The organism is Mucilaginibacter sp. GW821-FHT07G05 (assembly GCF_059418565.1).
In genome coordinates this window covers 178,761-199,857 of the sequence record NZ_JBWKQC010000002.1, presented here as the reverse complement: position 1 = coordinate 199,857, position 21,097 = coordinate 178,761, and the positions used below count along the sequence as shown (strand labels likewise).

Below are 21,097 nucleotides of genomic sequence, written 5' to 3'. Positions count from 1 at the left end.
AATGATCTACTTATGCTATTAAAAAACATATTATTAAAACGCTGCTATAATATTGTGCTGTTAATGGGTTTTTCGGCCGCCGCATTCGCTCAAAAAACAGATCCGTCTGATGGCTTACGTGCCCCTGATGCCGTTAAGGTTGATGGCAAACTTACCGAGTGGAACCTTAAACCTTTCAACAGCGCTACCCTGCTCAATTACACATTGGCTAATAATGATAACAACCTGTATATCGTACTTAAATGCAGCGACCAGCGCCATATAGGTAAAATATTTGCCGGTGGTATTACCGTAACTATTAATACCGAAGGTAAAAAGAACGACAAAGGTGCTCCGCAGATCACTTACCCGTATTTAAAGAATGATGGCAGCAACCGTGGCCGTTTCAGCGGTGGCCGTGGACCGGGTCCGAATGGCGCGCCCGATTCAACCATGATCGCGTCGCGTAAAGATGTAGCCAAAACCATGAAAGAGTTTAGCGTGATCAACATTAAAGCCATAACCGATACCGTGGTTTCCATATACAACACCTACGGCATTAAAACAGTGGTTAGCTTTGATGATAAAGGGGATTTTCAATACGAACTTGCTGTGCCCTTAACCCTGCTCGGCCTCACCGCTACCGAAGCAAAACAAATTGCTTACCATGTGAAAATAAACGGCATCGACCCCGAAAAAATGAACGGAGGCCGTGGTGGCTTTTTCGGCGGCGGTGATCCTGAAATGACTTCGCCCTCTGATTTTTGGGGCAAGTATAAAATCGCTTTAAAGTAACCGGCCATTTAAACCTTATCCATGAAGAAATTATTACTTTTATTATTGATCACCATATATGCCGGTACCACATTTGCCCAACGAACGGGTGGCGGAGGTGGAGGCGGCGGCAGGCAGGGCGGTGGGGGCGGCACACGCACCACCACTACCGACAGGCAAAACAATCCTAACCGTCAACAACAAACAGGCCGTCCGCAAAATGAAACCAAGCCTCCCTTACCCTTTCGCGAGGTAAGCGGCATTATTAAAGATACTGCCGATAATGGCCTTATAGGCGCTACAGTAAAGCTAAAAATATCGGCTAACGATAGTATATCAACCACTACTAATGAGGATGGTGTTTTTATCATCCCGAATGTAAAATCGGCCACGTTTGTGGTTACCATCAGCAGCATCGGCTACAAAACCGTTGTAAAAAAAATGCTGAACAACGACGTGTTGCCACGCCTGGTGCTTGACCCATTTATACTAAAAAGCGAAGAACATACCCTCGAAGGTGTTACCGTAAACGGTACGCCCAGCATCACCTACAAAACCGATACCGTTGAGTACCGCGCCAGCGATTATAAGGTGCGCCCCAATGCTACCGTTGATGAACTGCTGAAAAAGATGGAAGGCATGGAGGTAGGTTCCGACGGATCTGTAACCCACCAGGGACAGAAACTGACCAAAGCCAAGCTGAATGGTAAGGATTATGCAGGCGGCGATCTGGCGAAGGCCATCCAAAGTTTGCCTGCCGATATAGTAGAAAAGATACAGGTTGTGGATGATTACGGCGATCAGGCCGCACGTACGGGCATTAAAGACGGCGACCCGCAAAAGATATTGAACATTACTACTAAACCGGATAGATCGGTTGGGCATTTTGTGCGGGCTAATGTGGGCGTAGGTAGCCAGAAACGCGTGGAAAGCAATGTAAACGCCAACCGTATTAACGGTAACCAGGTAATGGTTATTGATGGTAACCTGCGTAACACTGTAAACGGCGTGGGTAGCGGCGGGGGCGGCAGCGGCGGTACCACCAAATCAGGCGGTCCAAATTTAAGCTATCGCGACCAGTTGAGTAAAAAGGTGCAGATCAATACTTCGTATCACTACAACTTCACTAACGTTAACTCGCTTAACCAAAGCGAAGGGCAACAGTTCAGTACGCTGGGGACCACCAACTTCATGAACCGGAGTGAATCAAAAAACCGTAACAAAGGCCATAACCTCAATTTTGAACTGGAGTATAATATCGACAGTGCCAATTATTTAAAGGTTAGTCCGTATTACAACTATTCGGGGTCGGATAACAGTAATATATCGCGGAATTTCCGAACAGGTTTGATCCACCAGGATATATTAGGCTCTAACAGCAGCAATAATACGGCACCTAATTATGGCGGCTTCGTGTTTTATCAGCATTTATTTAAAAAGAAACGTCGTAACTTTTCCATCCAGTTAAACTACTCAACAAATGACCAGGAGAATATCAACGAGCAGGATAATAACCTGATCTATTATAAGAACGCGAGCGATACGGTATTGAAAGATTCGTTGGTGCACCGCTACATCAGCCGTACCAACCTTACCAAAAACTACCGCACCAGCATGACTTATGTAGAGCCACTGGATTCGCTGTCACAACTGGAATTTAACGCGCAGGTGAACCGAAGGAGTTATAGTAACGAGGCATTGAGCAGCAATATCGATTCGTTGGGCGGTCGACACTTGATAGATTCGCTGAGCAATATATTCAACTATGCATTTACAGAGGCACGTTTCGCGGTTAATTATCGCCTTAATCAGAAGAAATATAACCTATCATTAGGGGTAACTGCCGTACCAACTTTACTGGAGGGCACCAAGGTTAGCCTTGGCAATGTAACCACACACCGTACCAACTTCAACCTAATCCCGATAGCGCGTTTTGAATACGCATGGTCGCGGCAGGAACGCTTTTCCGTCAATTACTCGGGCTATCCAAACGAACCATCTTTCGACCAGATACAACCGGTGCGTGATGAGTCGAACCCGCAGAACCCGGTTATTGGTAACCCAAACCTGCGCCCGGCCTTTACGCACAACGTTAACCTGCGATACAATAACTACATTACCAATTCGCGTCTTAATTTTTCGGCCAATATCAATACTTCCATCGTAAAAAACCAAATTGTGGGTAACACGGTACAGATCCGCGATAGCCTGGGTACTTATATTAACGAGCGTCGTTTTGTAAACATTGATGGTAACTACAACATCAATGGTAATTACAGCATCTCCAAACAACTGGCCGACCGCAAATACAACCTTGCTTTAAATGGTAGTATCTCCTACGGGCATGGGGTATCTATGAGTAATAACGAAACCAATTACACTACGCAATGGCGCTTTAACGAACGTTTTGGCCCGAGGATAAATCCTAATGAAAATATTGAGGTTAACCCGTATGTATCCTACGATGTAGCCCGGTCATTCTTTACCCTTGCCCGCTCAAAAAGCACAGATGTAAGAACTACCGCGCTGGCTATTGACGGACAATTCTTCTTTCTGAAAGAACGCACCCTGCGGTTTGGATACAATGCCAGCAAAAATTTTGTAACCGGTATTGCCAATAATATTACCCGTAATCCGCTGGTTATAAATGCCCGTGTTGAAAAGGAATTTTTCGCCCGCAGAAACCTTACATTGAGTTTCCAGGTGTTTGATATTTTAAAGCAGAACAACTTTGTTAACCAGGTGATTACCGAAAACTCGGTTACCAATACATTAACCAATGCCCTGAGCCGCTATTTTATGTTCAGCGCAAGGGTTAACCTGCAAAAATGGAGCGGCTCACCAAAACGTAATGGAAGATCGTTGCAGCGCAGAGGTGATGGTAGTTTTATTTATTAATTGGTGTTCGTATATCCCTCACTGTCATGCTGAGGTGCGAAGCATCTTATTTGCACATAGGTTAGTTAGTTAGTTAGTTAGTTAGTTAGTGCCTTGTTAGGAATGGTTGTGCTTTATTGAACTTTAGTGGATGTACTTTTTTCTTTTCTCTCAAAAGAAAAAAGTACCAAAAAAGAAAAGTCGCGGCTGCGCAAGGAACTATTAAAGTTTGTGCTTGGGCAGGGCTTGGGCTATCCGTCCCTTACGATGCCGCATTTTTTCCGGTTATGTTAGGGTTGTGCTTTTGAATAATGGACACGCGCTGTCGCGAGTTTAGCATAGCGTAACTCGTGACCCAACATGGGGTAAGCTTTCAGCTTACCGACAATTGAAAACTGCGAACATGAAAAGCCACGGGCTACAAGCCTACTACAACAAAACAGCTCCCCTTATAACCTACAACTCACTATCAGTACTGATGAAAAGCATCACTCACAAACCCCAACACCATGGGTAATGAAGTTCGCCAGTAGGTCCAGTTGTGGGCGCCATCGCGGATGCGGAATTCGTGGGGGATGTTCTTTTTGCGGAGGGCGATGTGTACTAAGTCGTTACCCTCGTATAAAAAGTCGTCATCACCGATATCAATATACCAGCGAAGCGATTTCAGCTGATCTGCCGACATGTTATTGATAAGCGCCAGCACACTGTAACGGTTAAAGTAGTTACTTACAGCACTGTCCGCAATTCCCGGATTGGCTTTACTTAGGTTTTGTTTGGCATCCTCCAAAGTAAATGCCCCGGTAGCCGCGCTTAACGGGCATACCGACGAAAACATTTCGGGGTGATGCAACGCGTAAACAAAGCTGCCACCGCCACCCATAGATAACCCTGCTATGGCACGAAAACGCTTTTGAGCCTTAATGCGGTATTTCTTTTCTACGTAAGGCACCAGTTCGTTAAAAAAGAAGTCCTCATAGTTCCAGTCGCCTTTTACATCGTTGAAATAGCCGCGCCTACCCGAATCCGCATCAGGCATAATGATGATCATAGGGGTGGCGGTGCCGTTTTTAATGGCGGCATCGGTAATGTTCAACACCTCGCCAAACTGCACCCAGCCGGTATGGTCGTCGCCCGCGCCGTGCAACAGGTAAAGTACCGGGTAACTGCGCGATGAAGTTTCATAATCGGGCGGCAGGTATACCGCGTACTTACGGTCCATCTTCAATATTTTACTCGGTACCGATTGATTATCGAATACCTTTGCCCGTTTGAGCGAACACGCTGCCGCAAAACAGGCACAAAAAAGCTGCAAGTAAAGGTAAATTTCTCATGATGTATAGGTTACATTAAAAGTAGTATAATTTACAATTACTTGCAGCTAAGCAATTTATTTATTACAAAACGTTACATAGGTGGTGTAGGGCGTGTTGCGGTAAGTGGTATCTGGCCTTTAAACATTTTGCCGCCATCGCCGGTGAGGCGCAGGTAATAGTCGGACGAGCACTTGGTGCCATCTTCATCCAGCGTGATAAAACCCTGCCCTGCCGGGGCAAACTCCTGGCTTTCGGCGGTTTTGGCTATCTGGTTGCCCTCGTTATATTCATCAAACATAGATATGTATAGCCCTTGCGCGCCTACCCTTTTCATGTTGTAAAATTGGCGCCACATAAAATCGCCGTGGGCACGCTGGCGTTCCTGCAAATCGCCGGGCAAAACACATGGCTGGTAATCAATACCGTTGGCATTGCAATACGCCTGATCGGGTTTATTAATGTTCACAAAAAAGCCGTCGGACTGGTTAGCATTGCCTATACGGCCCACCATCCAGGGCGAAATCATATCCAGGGCCTTGTAAGCCTTAATAAAATTGGGGCGCGAATCGCTCTCCTGCTTACGCCAGTTGGTAGGTACACCGCCAATTACATAGCACCCTTTATCTTTAAACCAGTTGATCACATCCAGGCAAACATCGGCACTCCATGGGTGGTTGCTATCGTTAAACCCGAAGCCCCATATACACACCACGGGTTTGCCATTTTGCTTGGCATAGGCCGATGAGGTAATGTACTTAGACATCTTGTTTGTCCAGTCCATTTTAATTTCCGATTGCATATTGGTCCAGCCGCTTACATCATACATAATGTAAAACTTAACACCATTGTGCTCGGCAGCTACCTTTACTTTGGCAGCCATGGCATCCCGAACCGGGCCTTCCAGTCCGTTAGGATCGGGGTTAAAGCGCTGCAGCGCTGCACCGTCAATGCCATAATCTTTCATCCATTTAAACTGTACATCAACGGATTGATCAGTAAAGGACGAAAACACATTAGCAGGTTGCCCGTTACCCAAATTGGCGTACGCGGTTGGGAAAGTGCTGGTATAATCGCGCACATCCGGCCACGATTTAATAGCGGTATTGGTTGGCGATGGCTGCTGCTCCCACGTGTGCGACCAATGCCAGTACCTGTTTATCGGCGAACCATCGCCAATGGCGGCAAACCAGCCCTGGTAGCCTACTACTACCTTGCCCACCACATCACCAACGGGCGAAGGGGTTAAATCAACACCCCCATTATTAGGGTTGTCGGGGTTATCAGGCGTAGGTTCTTGCTTACCGCCTCCTTTTGAGCAACTTGCCAGGGCGAACAAGCCCATCAGTAAAAGTTTGTTTATATTTCTCATATATTATTTAGGGTATTTAATTGGTTTTACTTCGGTTATGATGCCTGCTTATAACGCGGGCAGTTTATCTAATTTTTTAATGCTGATGTTGCGGTAATAGGCTTCGGCCCCTTCAGATTGCAGCTGGATCTTCCCTTTGGTAAAGCCTGTTTCAGCACCTTCATGAGGCGACAGGCGCGAGTTTTGCAGCACCATTACCACATGCCCGTTAACTACGTGGATACTTTTATCGCCATAGCAATACAACTCTAAAGTATTCCACTCACCATTGGGTTTTTCGTAATTTCCAAGATGGGTACAGGTGCTGGCGGGAGTTCTGTCTGACGTAAACTGCACCAGCGGACCAGCCGGATCGTAGATCCACTCGGGCCTTGTGGTACCGGGCTTTAAACCCGCGTGAATATCCATCCCTACGCCTGATAGCGAATAGTAGTCGCCCATATCGCCCTCCTGTATCTGGAACTCGTGGCCGCGCATCCATACATTCCAAAACACACCATGCGGACCGGTGGCGTGATAAATGATACCGTTATCGCGCTTATCTTTCAGGCGGGGTTGGTACTTGTTTTCGCCCCATTTAAACTCCAGTTTCAGGTGGTAATTTTCAAACTCGGCTTTGGTGCTTAGGCCGCCATATATTTGTCCGCTGATGTGCAATACCGGCTGCCCGTCTACCATTTCTACCGTAAAAACTTTCAGCGGATCGTTATTTAAACCCAGCGGCGTGCCGTTCATTCCGTCGCCTTTGGGGTAACCTTCCAATGTAAGACTGGTGTGCGGTACACCGATAAACTTGTCCCAGTATTTTAGGTCGGCAGTTAAAAGAGGTGTCCATTTATTGTTGAGCTTTTGGGCGGATGCCATACTACAACTGAACAGAAGTATTATGCTGAAAAAACGTATGCTTACCTTCATTTACAATAGGATTTTAGGTTTAAGTTTTTGTAAAACCACCGGCATTATTACAGCCGATGGTGTTTAAATTGATCAAGGGGTTAGGGGATAATATTTTGAGTGTCTTCGCGTCATCATCTTCTGCGGAGAACCGTTAAAAGTGTGTTATTCATTTAATCATATTGGTATTGCGGCACATTTAAAAGCACTGCCAGTACAATTGGTTAAAGGCAAATAAAGGCCTGCACAGTTAAGAAAAGCTTAATAAAACATTAATGCGGGTAGCAATACGCAACAATAAATTGATATTAATGCATTTATATTTCAAAACAGCTTGCAGCACCCACAATGGCAGCCTCCTCATTAAGTTGTGCCAGCTTAACGGGTATATTTATTTTATTTGTTTTTAGGTAGATGCTGAGGTAGTGAAAAAACAAAGCATGCGCGTTGGCTATGTTTCCGCCAAGTACAATTACTTCCGGATTGGTATCTTTTACAAACAGGCTGATAAACTGCGCCAGGTTATGGGCAAACTCGCTGAATATTTCGCGCACGGTTGAATCGGTATTGTGCAGGGCGGTAAGATCTTTTACATTGTTTACCGTATTGCCCGATAGAGCCCGGTACATTTTCAGGAACCAGCGGGTAGAGATGTAATCTTCGGCTATGCTTTCCTTAAAGGGCATCTTCCAAAGGTTAACGTCTTTGGCTACACCGTCACAGTAATAGGAAGTGCCCAGGCCCGTACCCAGCGTAATACCGATGGCTGTTTTACAGCCTTGCGCCGCGCCGCCAAAAACTTCGCCTTGCAGAAAGCAGGCCGCGTCGTTCATCATCCGGATATCGTTAACGTAGATGCCCAGGCGTTCGGCCAGTAGCTTTTTTACGTTCACGCCGTACAGGGCATCGTACTTTTCAGTATTTTGGATGTATGATATACCGGTACTGTAATCGAACGGGCCGGGCATACCAATGCCGATCTTCTTCTCTTCTTTTGATGAGGTACCCCTGAAAGCATCGCCTATTACGGCACACCAGCTATTGATGATCTCCTCGCGGTTTCCCCGCGAATTAATGTGCTGCCGCTTGTACGAATCCTGAATAATACTTCGCCTGGTTATATCAACCAGCGCGGCGGTAATGTGCGAGCCGCCAATATCAATACCTAATACAATGTTTGCGTTCATATCCACCTGTTTTAAAATCTGTTACAAATTATTAAGCAGGTATTGCAAGGGTTCGCCGGGAGATCACTTTTTAAAGTTTTATTGCTCTATTGAGAACATAGCCGTCGACTTAAGTATTGATCGATGAAATGTCCGCTTATCAACTCACCCCGACTTCGCTTCGCTCGTCACCCCTCTCTCCGCAAGCGGAAAGAGGGACTTTGCTTTTTTTTCACCCTCTTTGCGAAGCAGAGAGGGTGGTCCAGCGAAGCGTAGACCGGGTGAGTTAGCTATGCGCCTTGCTTTAGCCCTCAAGTTGACAGCTTGCTCTCAAGAGGGGAATCGCACAATTCCGTTGTGCAATATTCTTAAATACTTCCCTGAAAAGCCCCCATCACCCTACATACCCTTTATTTTTTTGCCATACCTGTTTGCACTACTTTTTTAATGGTACCATCAGCATTATAATACAGCTTATTTACACAGATAGACCGCAGCCAATCGTTATGCGAGAGGGCGCTATTGTGGTAAAAAGCGTACCATTCATTTTTAAACTTCACTATAGAGCCGTGATTGGTAAAGCTGTCGGTAGGGTCGATGTATATGCCCTTCGCCGTCCACGGCCCCAGCGGACTATTACTTGTTGCATACCTCATGCGGTTGTGCTTGCCCACCTGGTCGAAATTATCGGCGTACGACAGGTAATACACCCCATCTTTTTTATGTACCCAACTGGCCTCATGAAAATCAAACAGGCCCTGCATGGGTTTCATTTCGCCGTCAATTTCCATCATGTTATCTTTCAGCTTACCGCCTTTGCAAACGTTGCCGCCGCCATAGTACAGGTAGGCCTGCCCGTCATCATCCACAAAAACACATGGGTCTATAAGCGATTCGAGGCCTTTGATGTAGCCCTGCGATTTAAAACCGCTTGCCGGGCTTTTACTCGTGGCTACACCTATCTTCCAGGTAGTGTTCCACTCGGTACCGCTTGGGTGCGGAAAATAGAAGTAGTACATGCCGTTTTTAAAAGCGCAATCAGGCGCCCACATAAAACCACCATCGGGCCTGCCCCACTCTACATCGCTGGCGCGGAGTATTTCGCCATGATCTTTCCAGTGCACCATATCGTCGGTTGAAAATACGTGGTACTGATCCATCAGGTCGCAACCGCGTGGCGGGGCAATATCGTGCGAAGCGTACACATACAAACGTCCGTCGGCCCATACATGCGCCGATGGATCGGCCGTGTACATGTGGGTAATGAATGGATTAACCAGTGTATCGGGTTCTTCCTTTACCGTATTATCCGGCTTATCAGCTTCGGGCTTACTGCTCTTTTTTGAGCAGCTGCCGGCCATCATGGCAAGCACGCAAATAAGCAGGGTATTGATCAATATCTTCTTCATAATTGGTAGTAATTGGCAAAAAGTACAGGCAAAAGGAAGGCATGACGGCCCGTTTCAAAAACCGCCATGTAACCAATTTACCTTTTTCCTTCCTTTGTATTTTTAAGCGCTTACTTTTTGACAGCGCCGGTTTGAACAACCTTTTTTATAGTACCATCGGCATTGTAATACAGTTTATCAACACAAACTGATCGTAGCCAATCGTGATTGGAGAGGGCGCTGTTGTGGTAAAAAGCATACCATTGCCCTTTAAATTTAACTATAGAACCATGGTTGGTGAAGCTATCTGTAGGGTCGATATAAACACCTTTTGACGTCCACGGGCCAAGCGGGCTTTTACTGGTGGCATAGCGCATTTGGTTGTGCTTGCCCGCTACATCATGGTTATCAGAGTACGACAGGTAGTAGATACCGTTGCGTTTGTGTACCCAGCTGGCCTCATGAAAATCTTCCAAACCTTCCATCTTTTTCATTTCGCCATCAATTTCAACCATATTACCTTTTAGCTTGCCGCCTTTGCAGGTACCGCCGCCACCGTAATAGAAGTAGGCCTGACCGTCATCGTCAACAAATACTGATGGATCAATCATTGATTCTAACCCTTTAATATAACCCTGAGATTTAAAACCACTTGCCGGATCTTTACTCGTGGCTACCCCAATTTTCCAGGTGGCATTCCACTCGGTGCCGCTTGGGTGCGGAAAATAGAAATAGTAAGTTCCGTTTTTGTAAGCGCAATCAGGCGCCCACATAAAACCGCCTTCGGGCCTGCCCCACTCTACCTGGCTGGCACGCAGTATTTCACCATGGTCTTTCCAGTGTACCATATCGTCGGTTGAAAATACGTGATACTGATCCATCAAATCGCAGCCGCGTGGCGGGGCAATATCGTGCGAAGCATAAATATATAAACGACCGTCTTTCCATACATGTGCCGATGGATCGGCAGTATACATATTGCGGATGATAGGGTTTGACGGAACGGTATCCGTTTTTTTAGTTTGGGCAGCGCACGGCAGCATACACACACTCATTACCAGCGCGGCCGATGTTCTTAATAAGTTACAGATATTCATTGCAGTAGTTTTTAAGTATGGCGGCAGCTTACACTGCTGCCATACTTGTTGTTAAAATATAGGGGCTTATGGTTTTTGACCGAAACGCAGGTCGTCGATACCGGTGATGAGGTCGCCGTGATCTTTACCCGTGGTGAAAAAGAAGATACGGAAGTGATCAACAGCCGCGTAATTGGCGCCACCGTCGCCGGTTTTTATGGCCGTGCTAAAGTCGAGCTTAATTTCGTTCCAGCCGTTTTTAAGTGTTGGCAACAACGGCGCGATATCCCAGGCAGACTCAAAAGCGTCTGATTTACCCGAACTGGTCATCTCGATAGAGCCATCAGCCTTAAGTAAGGATACATCAGAGATATACCACCAAAACTTGAACTGGCCGTTATTTTCGGTAAAAGTGGTGTTAAGCGGGGCAGGTAATTGTTTGATGAACTGCATAAAATCGCCGCCGTTGGCGATGGTATTTTTAAGATAACCTATACCCTCTTTTTTACCATTGGTTTCAATAGTTGGCGTACCAACAGTTTCCCAGCCATCAGGCAGGTCGGCTTTATCAAAGCTTACATCGGGCATTGGCGGAGCAATCCGGAACTTTAGGCCATCAACACCGCTGATGAGATCGGCATGATCTTTACCTTCGGTGAAAAAGAAGATACGGAATTGCTTAACACTTGCCGGGTTAAAATCGCCTCCGGCTTTGTCGGCAGCGCTAAAGTTTAGCTTGATCTCGTTCCAGCCTGCCTTAAGGGTTGGCTTAAGGGCGGCTATAGACCAGCCATACTCTTCCTTATCAAAGTCGCCGACACTATTTATTTCTATCTGGCCATCGGCCTTAACCAATGAAGGATCTGAAAGGTACCACCAAAACATGAACTGACCGTTGGTTGCTGTCAGTTTAGTATCAAGCGGGGTAGCAGGTTTGTAAATGAACTGCATAAAATCGTTACCATTAGTGATGGTATTTTTGATATAACCGGTACCTTCTTTTTTATTTTCGGTTTCGATATTTACCGCGCCAACGGTTGACCAATCGGCCGCGTCATCGGCACTGGCGAACAGTACCAAAGAAGGATCAACCACTACCGTATCAACAGGTACATCGGGCGGAGGTACTATCTGGCTGGTGTCCCTTGATTTGAACTTCTCTTTTTTGCAGCCGGCCATAGTAAGCGCGGCTACAGCGATGGAACATACCATCATCAATTTCATTAATCTCATTTCCTTTAAGTTTTTAAAGTTTAAAATTGGGTTAGGATGCTGTAAAGCGCCCTTATTTCTTATTTGGTATTAGTATAGCATAGCCTACCGTGCCGGTTTATTACGGGTATACCCTGTTGCACCGTGAAACCACTTAGCCCCCTGCCCGGTTAACCACAGGTAATAATCGGATGTAAGATCATTCTCGATCCCTACAAACCGTAAACCTGCATCGCCGTTCAGTGGTGTATTTTTCTCTAAAGCGGCTTTAAAAATGGCGGTACCTTCATCAATCTCATCAAACATGGCTACGTATAATGATTTTGCACCTACCGTTTTGGCCCCGGCGATCTGCTGCCATAAAAAGTCGCCTTTAAGGCGTGGTATAGCGTAATAAATACTTGGATCCTTGTGCATATTACCCCATGTAAAACCGGGAAATACCAGCGGCACGTAATCAACCTTATTGGCTTTACACCATTGTATATCATCATACACCACCTGCTGGTTGTATCCTTTCGAATCGAACCTACCCACAGCCCATGGCATTATGATATCGCACTTTTTGATAAGCGCGTGCAGGGCAGGTGATTTTTCGGTATCGTTACCCAGTGTACGCCAGTAGAAAGGCACACCCAGCATTACCGAAAACTTGTTGTTGGTTCCCTTTATTTTGTCAACCAGCTTGTTTACATCCTCAATGGTGTATCGCCTGTTATCGTTAAACCCTACGCCCCAAATGGTTACCAGCGGTTTGCCATTGTGGTACAAATAGGTTGGGTTAACCTTGTTATCGGCCAGTTTGAAAAGGGTTTGCAACTCGTTCCAGTCCTGCTCCAGGTAGGCTACATCGGCACTTGAACAGCCACTCAAATCGTACATTACGCTGATAGCACGGCCATACTTTTTGGCTGCCTTTAGCGCGTTGGCCAGCACCTTATTAAAGTGCCTTTTGCCCGACGCGTTGCTTGATTTTATTTCGCCTACGAAACGCTGCATGTGCACACCGTCAATACCGTAATCTTTCATCCATTTAAAGTGCAGATCCACGCTCTCCTCATCGTACGGACTGTACAAATAAGCATTATCGCCGTTAGCGAACTTAAATGGCGATTTATAGCGCTTGGTGTACTCGGTAATATCAGGCCAAAAATCAACATTGGTATTGCCCGGATAAAAGCCCCCGTTACCCTGGTAATGGTACCAGCCGCGTTGTGAGCCATCGCCCTCGGCAGCAAACCAACCCTGGTAACCGGCCATTACCAAACCGGTGTATGATTTATACAGTAAGCCCGTAGTATCGTACACTTTACCCGGATTGGTTACCGGCGGTTCAACAGGCGGTTTTATTTCGGCTTCGCCTTTGCTTTTTGAGCATGATATAAGTGCCGCGGTTAATAAAACCGGCAAAACGAGTATCCTAAACTTTTTCATCAGCATATATTTATCTTTTTAAAGATTACGCGGTGTGGTAGCCCGCAAAATTGTTTTTTAAGGCATGCACACGAAAATACGTATGCATGCCCGTTGTTGATTATGGTTTGGGGATATCTATTTCTATGATGTCGGAAAAATTGTAGCTTTTAAAGCTATCGTTGAGGCGCACACCTACCCTCGCGAAGAATTTGCGGCCGGGCACCATATTCGCCACATCAATGCTGATGGTTTTTTCGGCATCCGTCATGTCCACATACTCTTTGTTGATGCGTTTGAGGTATGCATCAGAGTAATCCCTGATTGAAGCGCCCGCGCCCACCAGTTTAGTGGTATTGATGAATGGCTGCGTTTCCAGTATGGTTGGCAGGCCTGCCGAAATAGGCGCCTCAATATCATAGGTTAGCGTTAAGGTAGTGCCGTTTAGCGTAGCCGTAAAGTTTTTGATAAGCAGGTACGGTGTTACGGTAAAATCGTGCTTGGTGCCTTTGTTTATATCAACCGTAATGGTATCATAAATTGGCCAGAAAGCTCCGCCTTTAGGTATCACCTTGTATTTGCCTTTGAACAGTTTGCTATCTTTAAAAGTACCGTCAAACTTGGTTGGTATCTCCTGCGGAGATGGCGTAGCACTCCAGCTGATCTGCTCCAGCCTTATCTGGCTGCTGCCTTGCGATGTAAGCAGGTTGCCGCCTTCGGTTGATATCAGGTTACCTTCAAATGAAGCATCGGGCTCCGGGTAGTTATCTATTTTGGTACATGCAGAACTTGCCAGTATGGTTAGGCCTAACAACATTCTACTAATCTGTTTTTTCATGTCTCTATACGTTTATATTGTTAGTAATTAGGGTTATTAGGATACAGGTTAGGGTTTTTGCCCAGCTCGCCGCCCGGTATAGGCTCGTAGTAAAACCGCTTATCGAAGTTGTAGTTACGCTGAAACAATTCCGGCTCGGCCAAAAAGATGAATTTGTTTTCGTTGAACACGAAGTATGGCATCAGGCCTTTAAACCTCGCGTTGTTCAGCACGATGTCGGCAGTTCTCCATCTTTTCAAATCCCAGTAGTAGTGGTTTTCAAAAGCCAGTTCCATGCGTCTTTCTTTACGTACTTTTTCAAGGTCGATAGAAGCATAAGGCGTTGCACCTGCCCTTACCCTGATCAGGTTGATATCGGTTAAGGCATCGCCTGTATTACCTAACTCAACAGCGGCTTCGGCCCTATTCAGCAATACTTCGGCATAACGCAGGTCCATCCATGGCTGCTCGCTCCTGTTCAGGTCAACAGATGCCTGTGGTTTATTATAGTCAACATATTTACGCACGTAGAAACCGGTACGGGTAAGTTCGTCGCCACCGGTCCAGGGGCCGGTAAAACCAATGATCTGTTTGCCCTGGTATAGGGTTTTCACATCGCCCGAAAGGATAAAGCTCCTGGAATTGTTAGGCTTGGCAACCTCGGCAGCAGCCGTACCGCTGAATGATGGATAGATGCCCCTTTGCATATCAAAGGTTAAGCCTCTCAACGTAGCACCCGGAAAATATACCGTTGCCAATAATCTTGGCTCAAGGCCCTGCATCAGTTCGGCACGATCGTTAAAGCGTTTCGGTGTACCATCGCCATTGGTTACCGGTAAATCGCCCCAAAGCTGCACCAGGTCAAGCGTTGGGTAGGAACGTGAAAGCGCGTTCGCGGTGAAATAACGCGGCGACATGGTAGCATCCCAGCTATGCGCGGTTTGGTTTAATATTGAATATTGTTTTACAAATATGGCTTCCGGGCTGTCACCTGTTTTCAAAAACAGGTCGATATAGTTTTGCAGCTTGTCCGGGTTTCTTTCATATAATGAATAGTGGCCTTCCAGCAGTTTGGCGGCATCATAAGCTTTGGTAAAAAAGCCATTGGCTTTATCGGCACCTATACCTACAAAACCTTCGGCACGGGCAGGTCCGTCAACAAAATTTACCGAACCGTATTTGGCAATGGTAGCGGCATATAACATAGCCCTTGATTTTAAGGCTGCTGCCACATATTTATTAGCACGACCGGCCGGACTGGTTTCGGGCATCATCTGGTAACCTAAATCGAGCTCTTCGCCAATAAAGTTCCATACATCTTCTTCTTTATCACGATGTACCTGTAACTCTTCTAACGGAGCGCCCGGATCTTGCGCTACCTTGATAATTGGCACGCCGCCGTAACGTTTAGCCAAACCGAAGTAATAGTAGGCTCTTAAAAAGTGTCCTTCACCAATCAGCTGGTCAACCTTTACCTGGGTAAGTTCGGCAGTGTGTTTAGGCAGTTCATCTAACAGGATATTTACCTTACGGATATCGCCATAAGGCCAGTAGCCGAAGCCGCCGCCTATATCCATACCACCAAACGGACCAACTTCTTCGCCGGTAACCGAGGCCGAATTATAAAAGTTCTCCCAATCGTTACCGCCGGTTCTGAAACCGCCATCGGGCCTGTATTTAAAATCCTCAATGGGCAGGCCGGTATAAATATTGGCTAAAAACGACGTTACACCCGCCTCGGTACCAAATATTACATCGGGGCCAACAATGTTGGTTGGAGGTATATCTAACCGCTGGCATGAGGTAATACTTGCCCCAACCGTAACAGATAACGCTATAATTAATTTATGTAATCTTTTCATGTTTCAATAAGTTAAAAGGAAACGTTAGCTCCTATGTTAAAAGTTCTGTTCATTGGATAGGTATAACCGCCCAGGGCTACACCAAAATCCTGACCCGGCCTTGGCCCCTGATGTTCGGGATCGTAATTCTTAAGACCGGTGAAGGTTAACAGGTTATAGCCGTTGGCATAAACCCTGCATCTTTTAACACCTATTTTTTGTAGCAGCGAGGCTGGTAAGCTGTAACCTAACTCCAGTGTTTTTACACGCAGGTAGCTCGCGTTTTGTATCGCTTTTGTACCCTTTGCCACCGGCGAACCCATTGCCGGGTAAAAGCCCGGTACCCATTGTGTGTTAGGGTCGTAAATATTATCGCTTGGGTTAACGGTGTGCCAGCTATCGAGGAAACGGGTTAAGGCGCTGCGGTTGTACATCAGCGGTTCGGCAAACTGCTCGCCGTATTGTACGTAAACACCTGATGCTCCTTGCAAAAGCACGCTCAAATCAAACGATTTATAAGTAACACCGATATTTAAACCGTAGTTATACAGCGGGATGTCCTGCGTTGCTATAGGGTGGTCATCTTTACCGTCTATCACGCCGTCTTCGTTCCAGTCTTCATAGTAGTAATCGCCCGGTATTACACCGTTGTTACCGCCGCCCGTATTAACCGGGTAGTTATAGATCTGATCGTAAGTAGTGAACTGACCGGCATAAGTTGGCCCCCACCAGATGTTGGTATACCTGTTGGCCTGGTTGTTTCTCCAGTTTTCCATTTCGTTACCAAACTGCCCCTGAAGAATGATCCTTCTTTGCGCGCGGGTTGCGCTTACGTTACCATTCAAGTTCAGGCCAACCTCGCCAATTTTTTTATGATAGGCTATGTTGAAATCTAAACCCTGTACCCTATCACTGTTATAGTTGATCTGTGGCACATCTGCACCTACTGTTCCTGGTAAGGCTGTTGCAGGAGTTGCTTCCAAACCGGTACGGTCGCTTCTGAATATCTCCACGCTACCATCAACGGTACCGTTAAACAAAACATAATCTAACGCTAAGTTCTTTTTGGTGTTGATAGCCCAGCTTAAACCCGGGTTACCCAATTTTTGAGTAGAACCGTTTACCGCGCCGCTGCCAAATATGTATGAGCCAACAGGGTAGTTATAACCATTGATGTAGTTAAACGGCGAGCCGCGCTCATCACCGGTTTGGCCCCATGATCCTCTGAATTTCAGGCTGGTTAATATATTCTCCGGAACCAGCTCACGGAAGAACGACTCTTTGGTAACCACCCAGCCTAACGACAAGCCCGGGAAGAAGCCCCACTGATCAGGCCCCGGTTGATACCTGTTAGAACCATCACGACGGAAGATGAACTCGGCAAGGTATTTACCTTTATAATCGTAATTGAACCTGCCTATGATACTACGGAAACCAACATCATACAAACCACCGGTATACATACCGCCTTGTTGCTGATTATTGGCCAAACCGCCAAACAGGTAATCGATAGGTAATTCAGCATCCCTCTGTGCAAAGAAATCGTCGCCGGTTTGGTGACTTTGCTCGTATACCAACGTTGCCGCTACGTTATGATCTTTAAAGAAGGTATTGGCATAACTTAATGATAACTGGCTTTGGGTATTTTGCCTTGTATAGTAGTCGCGGTAAATCCTGTTAGGGCTTTGCGCAACTGTTGGCATGTAAGTGTCGTTTTCGGCATTATAGTTATACAACGTGTAGGCACGCCTGATTACAGCGTTATCATCATTACCCGTATCAAAGTTGAACAACGCTTTAGCAGTTAAACCTTTTATGCCCGGTATTTCATATTGCAGGTTTAACTGGCCTGTAAAGTTCTTTTTCTTGAATTTTCTGAAACCACCTTTATCGGCATAAGTAACCACATCCGGGTTCATGTTATCATCAATAACAGCCGGGTATAATGGGTTATCATTAGCGAAGATCTGCTTGATCGGAATCTGGTTCCAGGCGTATTTGTAAATGGTCCATTGATCCTGGTAAGGTTGGTTCTTTTCGTCGATCCAGCCCGATGCCAGTATCTGTGCCCTTAAGCCTTTGGTAATGTTAACCGTTACGTTTGAGCGGAAATTGTATTTGTTGTAGTTGATATCACCGCTTTTAAATACACCATCCTGCTTTTGGTAACCGAAGTTAAAGAAATAGGTTATCTTTTCGGTACCGCCGTTAATGTTGAGGTTATGCTGTATTTGCGGTGCCCAATCCTTAAAGGCCAGCCCTATCCAGTCGGATGATTTATAAGTACCATCCAGGTATGGTTTAAAGTTAGCATAGGTATAAGTTGGCGGTTGTACGCTTACAAAGTTATTATCAAAATTATGTTTGTTCTTTTCGTTAGTAAGCATCATAAAGTCGATCGCGTTAACACCTTCGGGCATGCCCACAAATTGTTGGAAAGCCTGGTTAACCGAATAGTTGATATCGAACTTGCCGTTCTTATCGCCTTTTTTAGTGGTTACCAGCACAACACCGCCCGATGCCCTGATACCGTAAATAGAAGCCGCGGCATCTTTCAATATCGATAAGCTCTCGATCTCGTTAGGGTCCATACGGCCTAATACCGATTGATCGGTACCGCTGATCACTCCGTCAATTACAATAAGGGGCGCGGTTTGAAAACCACGGATGTTCAAGTCATTAGCAAAACCACCCGGTTCTGATGTTCGCTGTACAATGCGTACACCGGGTATTTTACCGGTCATCATGTTTACAACGCTTTCGTTTTTGGTGACTACGATATCCTTACCTTTTATGGTAGATACCGAACCGGTTATGGTTTCGCGCTTTTGCGTGGCGTAACCTACTACCACCACCTCGCTAAGAGCCGATTGGGCCGATGATAACGTAACGTTAATTACCGAGCGACCGTTCAGCTTTTCGGTAACGGTGCCCATGCCTACAAAGGTGTAGGTAATTTGGGTGGCGTTGGCCGGCAATGTTACTTTGTACTCGCCAGTAACGCTGGTAACTACGGCGGTTGCGCCGGTACCGTTACTTAAAACGGTTACCCCCGGCAGGGCCGAGCCGTCGGCCGCGTCAGTTACTTTACCTGTAACAACTACAGGTTGCTGGGCGAGCAAACTGAGCGGGTAAAGAAGAATTATAATAAGTAAGTATTTAAATATTTTCATACTGTTTCTCTTTTATGTTTAAGTTTAAATTGTTTGGTTACCTGGTTAGGGTAATAGTTAGCGTAAGCGGCAGCATATTCACGGCGGAATATTTTCGTAGTTATACATATTTCAATTGGTTATTTGATATACACTCCTTATTGCACTAAGGCAGGCGAATATTGGATTGTACGGGGTTTATAATATGATGCAATTAAACGTGGAGGCAACTAATAAAACATTAACAAAACATTAATTTCAGCTTGAAAACAGTTAAAAACCGATGATTAATTCATTTTTATGCAATCGATTGCATAAAAAGTTAAATTTTTTTATTTTTTTTCTCCTGATTGATAATGAGTGGCTTATAACTGTCAAACAAACGCTTTACCGCTATTCAGCTCCATAAATGGAGTGGCGGCTGCCACACCGGCTAAGGCTTTCGCTCGGGCATTTTAATAGTGAGCGGTGTTTGGTTACGCAGCGCTTTGGCGGCCTCGCCCGTGAGCCATAAATAATGGTCGGATGGTTTGCCATCCATATTAATAAAGGAAGTTACGGTGCTCACCGGCGGGTTGTCGCTCCCTTTGAAAATGGCGGTACCTTCGTTCACTTCATCAAACATGGCAACATATAACATGGTAGCGCCCGCGTTAAGCGTAGTGGCTATTTGCTGCCAGTAAAAACGGCCGCCCTGCCTTGGTATAGAGTTAACAGGTTTCACATCATCCGGAAACTCATAGCGGCTCAAATTGTGCCAGCTAAAACCCGGATACACGCAGGGTACGTAGGCAATGTTGTTATCGGCACACCATTTCATATCATCTATGGTGTTATCGCGCAGCCTGTCCATATCGTTATGCAGTAATGGCGAATAGCGTTGTACCGTCCATGGTAGTACAATGTCGGCTTTTTTGATAAGGGTGTGCAGGTAGGGGTCGTTAATGCAATCGGCATTGAGGTTGCGCCAGTTGGTTGGTACGCCCAGCATTACGGTACAGCCGCCATAAACAGGGTCGTTCTTCAAAAAATCGATCAACCGCTCCAAACCAATATTACGAATGTTATACGGCCTGTCAGGGAAGCCAACACCCCATATAGTTACCAGTGGCTTACCATTATGATGGATATATGTTTTTTTGCCGGGCTGGTTGGTTACCTTCAATTGGTCAACCAGGTATTTCCAGTCTTCGATCAACGCTGAACAGTCCTCATTAGCGCCGCTCAATCCCGACAGGTCATACATCACCCCAATGGCGCGCTCATATTTTGAGGCCGCCTCAAAGGCGTTCTGTAATACGGTAAGTGATTCTTTATCATGATTTTTGGCGTTGCCGAAAAAGCGCTGCATAAATACACCATCTACCCCATATTGCTGCATCCACTTAAAATGCAGGTCGACAGTGCTTTTATCGTACGAACTGAAAAACTTAGCCGTTTGTCCGTTAGACAATTTGAAAGGCGTATCGTAGGTTTTTTCGTATTCGGTAACATCGGGCCACATATCAATACCAGTGTGGTTTTCGTTGCCGTAAGCATATCGCTTAGCGCCTGAACCATCGCCCTCAGCCCTGAACCATCCCTGGTAACCGGCCATTACCAACCCTTTGTATTCGGGATACAGGGTTTGTTTACTATGCTTTAGCTGGGCATAACTACCCGGGGCCATACATACTGATAACAGAATAATTAAAGTAAATTTTATTTTCATACGCTTATTAAATCAACAAAACGGTGTTACGGCATTACGGTGAATGCCGGTGTGTTTACAAAATGAGGCAGTGTTGTTATGGTTTATAACTATCGCCAAATTTGCCGTTGTG

Annotated in this window: 14 protein-coding genes; 2 read left to right on the top strand and 12 right to left on the bottom strand. The window is 45.9% G+C overall.

The features are described from left to right. Positions 1-12 precede the first annotated feature (12 nt). Complete coding sequence (locus AC07NA_RS05250) at positions 13-774, top strand: hypothetical protein (protein ID WP_494896301.1); 762 nt, start codon at positions 13-15, stop codon at positions 772-774. Positions 775-795: 21 nt separating this feature from the next. Then, positions 796-3,651 (top strand): outer membrane beta-barrel protein, encoded by a 2,856-nt coding sequence (locus AC07NA_RS05245; protein WP_494896299.1) that lies wholly within the window; start codon positions 796-798, stop codon positions 3,649-3,651. Between the two features lie 448 nt (positions 3,652-4,099). Here AC07NA_RS05245 and AC07NA_RS05240 read toward each other — a convergent pair whose 3' ends face one another. The 12 genes from AC07NA_RS05240 to AC07NA_RS05185 form a co-directional block, all read right to left on the bottom strand. Beyond that, a complete protein-coding gene (locus AC07NA_RS05240; protein ID WP_494896298.1) occupies positions 4,100-4,858 on the bottom strand; it encodes an alpha/beta hydrolase in 759 nt (252 codons plus the stop codon). A 179-nt stretch (positions 4,859-5,037) separates the two neighbouring features. Then, complete coding sequence (locus tag AC07NA_RS05235; protein WP_494896297.1) at positions 5,038-6,315, bottom strand: glycoside hydrolase family 99 protein; 1,278 nt, start codon at positions 6,313-6,315, stop codon at positions 5,038-5,040. 48 nt (positions 6,316-6,363) lie between these two features. Continuing rightward, on the bottom strand, positions 6,364-7,230 hold the full coding sequence (locus AC07NA_RS05230) for a 3-keto-disaccharide hydrolase (protein WP_494896296.1): 867 nt from the start codon (positions 7,228-7,230) through the stop codon (positions 6,364-6,366). Between the two features lie 296 nt (positions 7,231-7,526). Further along, on the bottom strand, positions 7,527-8,396 hold the full coding sequence (locus AC07NA_RS05225) for an ROK family protein (protein ID WP_494896295.1): 870 nt from the start codon (positions 8,394-8,396) through the stop codon (positions 7,527-7,529). 389 nt (positions 8,397-8,785) lie between these two features. After that, positions 8,786-9,784 carry a family 43 glycosylhydrolase gene (locus AC07NA_RS05220; RefSeq protein WP_494896293.1) on the bottom strand — a complete coding sequence of 333 codons (999 nt, stop codon included), beginning with the start codon at positions 9,782-9,784 and terminating at the stop codon, positions 8,786-8,788. A gap of 110 nt (positions 9,785-9,894) precedes the next feature. Next, positions 9,895-10,860 (bottom strand): family 43 glycosylhydrolase, encoded by a 966-nt coding sequence (locus AC07NA_RS05215; protein WP_494896292.1) that lies wholly within the window; start codon positions 10,858-10,860, stop codon positions 9,895-9,897. 66 nt (positions 10,861-10,926) lie between these two features. Beyond that, positions 10,927-12,072, bottom strand: a complete 1,146-nt coding sequence (locus AC07NA_RS05210) for a hypothetical protein (protein ID WP_494896290.1) — start codon at positions 12,070-12,072, stop codon at positions 10,927-10,929. Positions 12,073-12,156: 84 nt separating this feature from the next. After that, positions 12,157-13,485, bottom strand: a complete 1,329-nt coding sequence (locus AC07NA_RS05205) for a glycoside hydrolase family 99 protein (protein ID WP_494896288.1) — start codon at positions 13,483-13,485, stop codon at positions 12,157-12,159. Positions 13,486-13,585: 100 nt separating this feature from the next. Then, the gene (locus tag AC07NA_RS05200; protein ID WP_494896286.1) at positions 13,586-14,302 is read right to left on the bottom strand and encodes a DUF3823 domain-containing protein; all 717 of its coding nucleotides are present in this window, start codon (positions 14,300-14,302) and stop codon (positions 13,586-13,588) included. Between the two features lie 20 nt (positions 14,303-14,322). Continuing rightward, positions 14,323-16,143 (bottom strand): RagB/SusD family nutrient uptake outer membrane protein, encoded by a 1,821-nt coding sequence (locus AC07NA_RS05195; protein WP_494896284.1) that lies wholly within the window; start codon positions 16,141-16,143, stop codon positions 14,323-14,325. Between the two features lie 11 nt (positions 16,144-16,154). Continuing rightward, positions 16,155-19,295 carry a SusC/RagA family TonB-linked outer membrane protein gene (locus AC07NA_RS05190; RefSeq protein WP_494896282.1) on the bottom strand — a complete coding sequence of 1,047 codons (3,141 nt, stop codon included), beginning with the start codon at positions 19,293-19,295 and terminating at the stop codon, positions 16,155-16,157. A gap of 412 nt (positions 19,296-19,707) precedes the next feature. Next, the gene (locus AC07NA_RS05185; RefSeq protein ID WP_494896280.1) at positions 19,708-20,985 is read right to left on the bottom strand and encodes a glycoside hydrolase family 99 protein; all 1,278 of its coding nucleotides are present in this window, start codon (positions 20,983-20,985) and stop codon (positions 19,708-19,710) included. Positions 20,986-21,097 lie beyond the last annotated feature (112 nt).

What these genes read in the sequence shown, in the direction of transcription:
- AC07NA_RS05250 (WP_494896301.1), top strand. Translation starts at nt 13, where the DNA reads ATGCTATTAAAAAACATATTATTAAAACGCTGCTATAATATTGTGCTG.
- AC07NA_RS05245 (WP_494896299.1), top strand. Translation starts at nt 796, where the DNA reads ATGAAGAAATTATTACTTTTATTATTGATCACCATATATGCCGGTACC.
- AC07NA_RS05235 (WP_494896297.1), bottom strand. Translation starts at nt 6,315, where the DNA reads ATGAGAAATATAAACAAACTTTTACTGATGGGCTTGTTCGCCCTGGCA.
- AC07NA_RS05230 (WP_494896296.1), bottom strand. Translation starts at nt 7,230, where the DNA reads ATGAAGGTAAGCATACGTTTTTTCAGCATAATACTTCTGTTCAGTTGT.
- AC07NA_RS05225 (WP_494896295.1), bottom strand. Translation starts at nt 8,396, where the DNA reads ATGAACGCAAACATTGTATTAGGTATTGATATTGGCGGCTCGCACATT.
- AC07NA_RS05220 (WP_494896293.1), bottom strand. Translation starts at nt 9,784, where the DNA reads ATGAAGAAGATATTGATCAATACCCTGCTTATTTGCGTGCTTGCCATG.
- AC07NA_RS05215 (WP_494896292.1), bottom strand. Translation starts at nt 10,860, where the DNA reads ATGAATATCTGTAACTTATTAAGAACATCGGCCGCGCTGGTAATGAGT.
- AC07NA_RS05210 (WP_494896290.1), bottom strand. Translation starts at nt 12,072, where the DNA reads ATGAGATTAATGAAATTGATGATGGTATGTTCCATCGCTGTAGCCGCG.
- AC07NA_RS05205 (WP_494896288.1), bottom strand. Translation starts at nt 13,485, where the DNA reads ATGAAAAAGTTTAGGATACTCGTTTTGCCGGTTTTATTAACCGCGGCA.
- AC07NA_RS05200 (WP_494896286.1), bottom strand. Translation starts at nt 14,302, where the DNA reads ATGAAAAAACAGATTAGTAGAATGTTGTTAGGCCTAACCATACTGGCA.
- AC07NA_RS05195 (WP_494896284.1), bottom strand. Translation starts at nt 16,143, where the DNA reads ATGAAAAGATTACATAAATTAATTATAGCGTTATCTGTTACGGTTGGG.
- AC07NA_RS05190 (WP_494896282.1), bottom strand. Translation starts at nt 19,295, where the DNA reads ATGAAAATATTTAAATACTTACTTATTATAATTCTTCTTTACCCGCTC.
- AC07NA_RS05185 (WP_494896280.1), bottom strand. Translation starts at nt 20,985, where the DNA reads ATGAAAATAAAATTTACTTTAATTATTCTGTTATCAGTATGTATGGCC.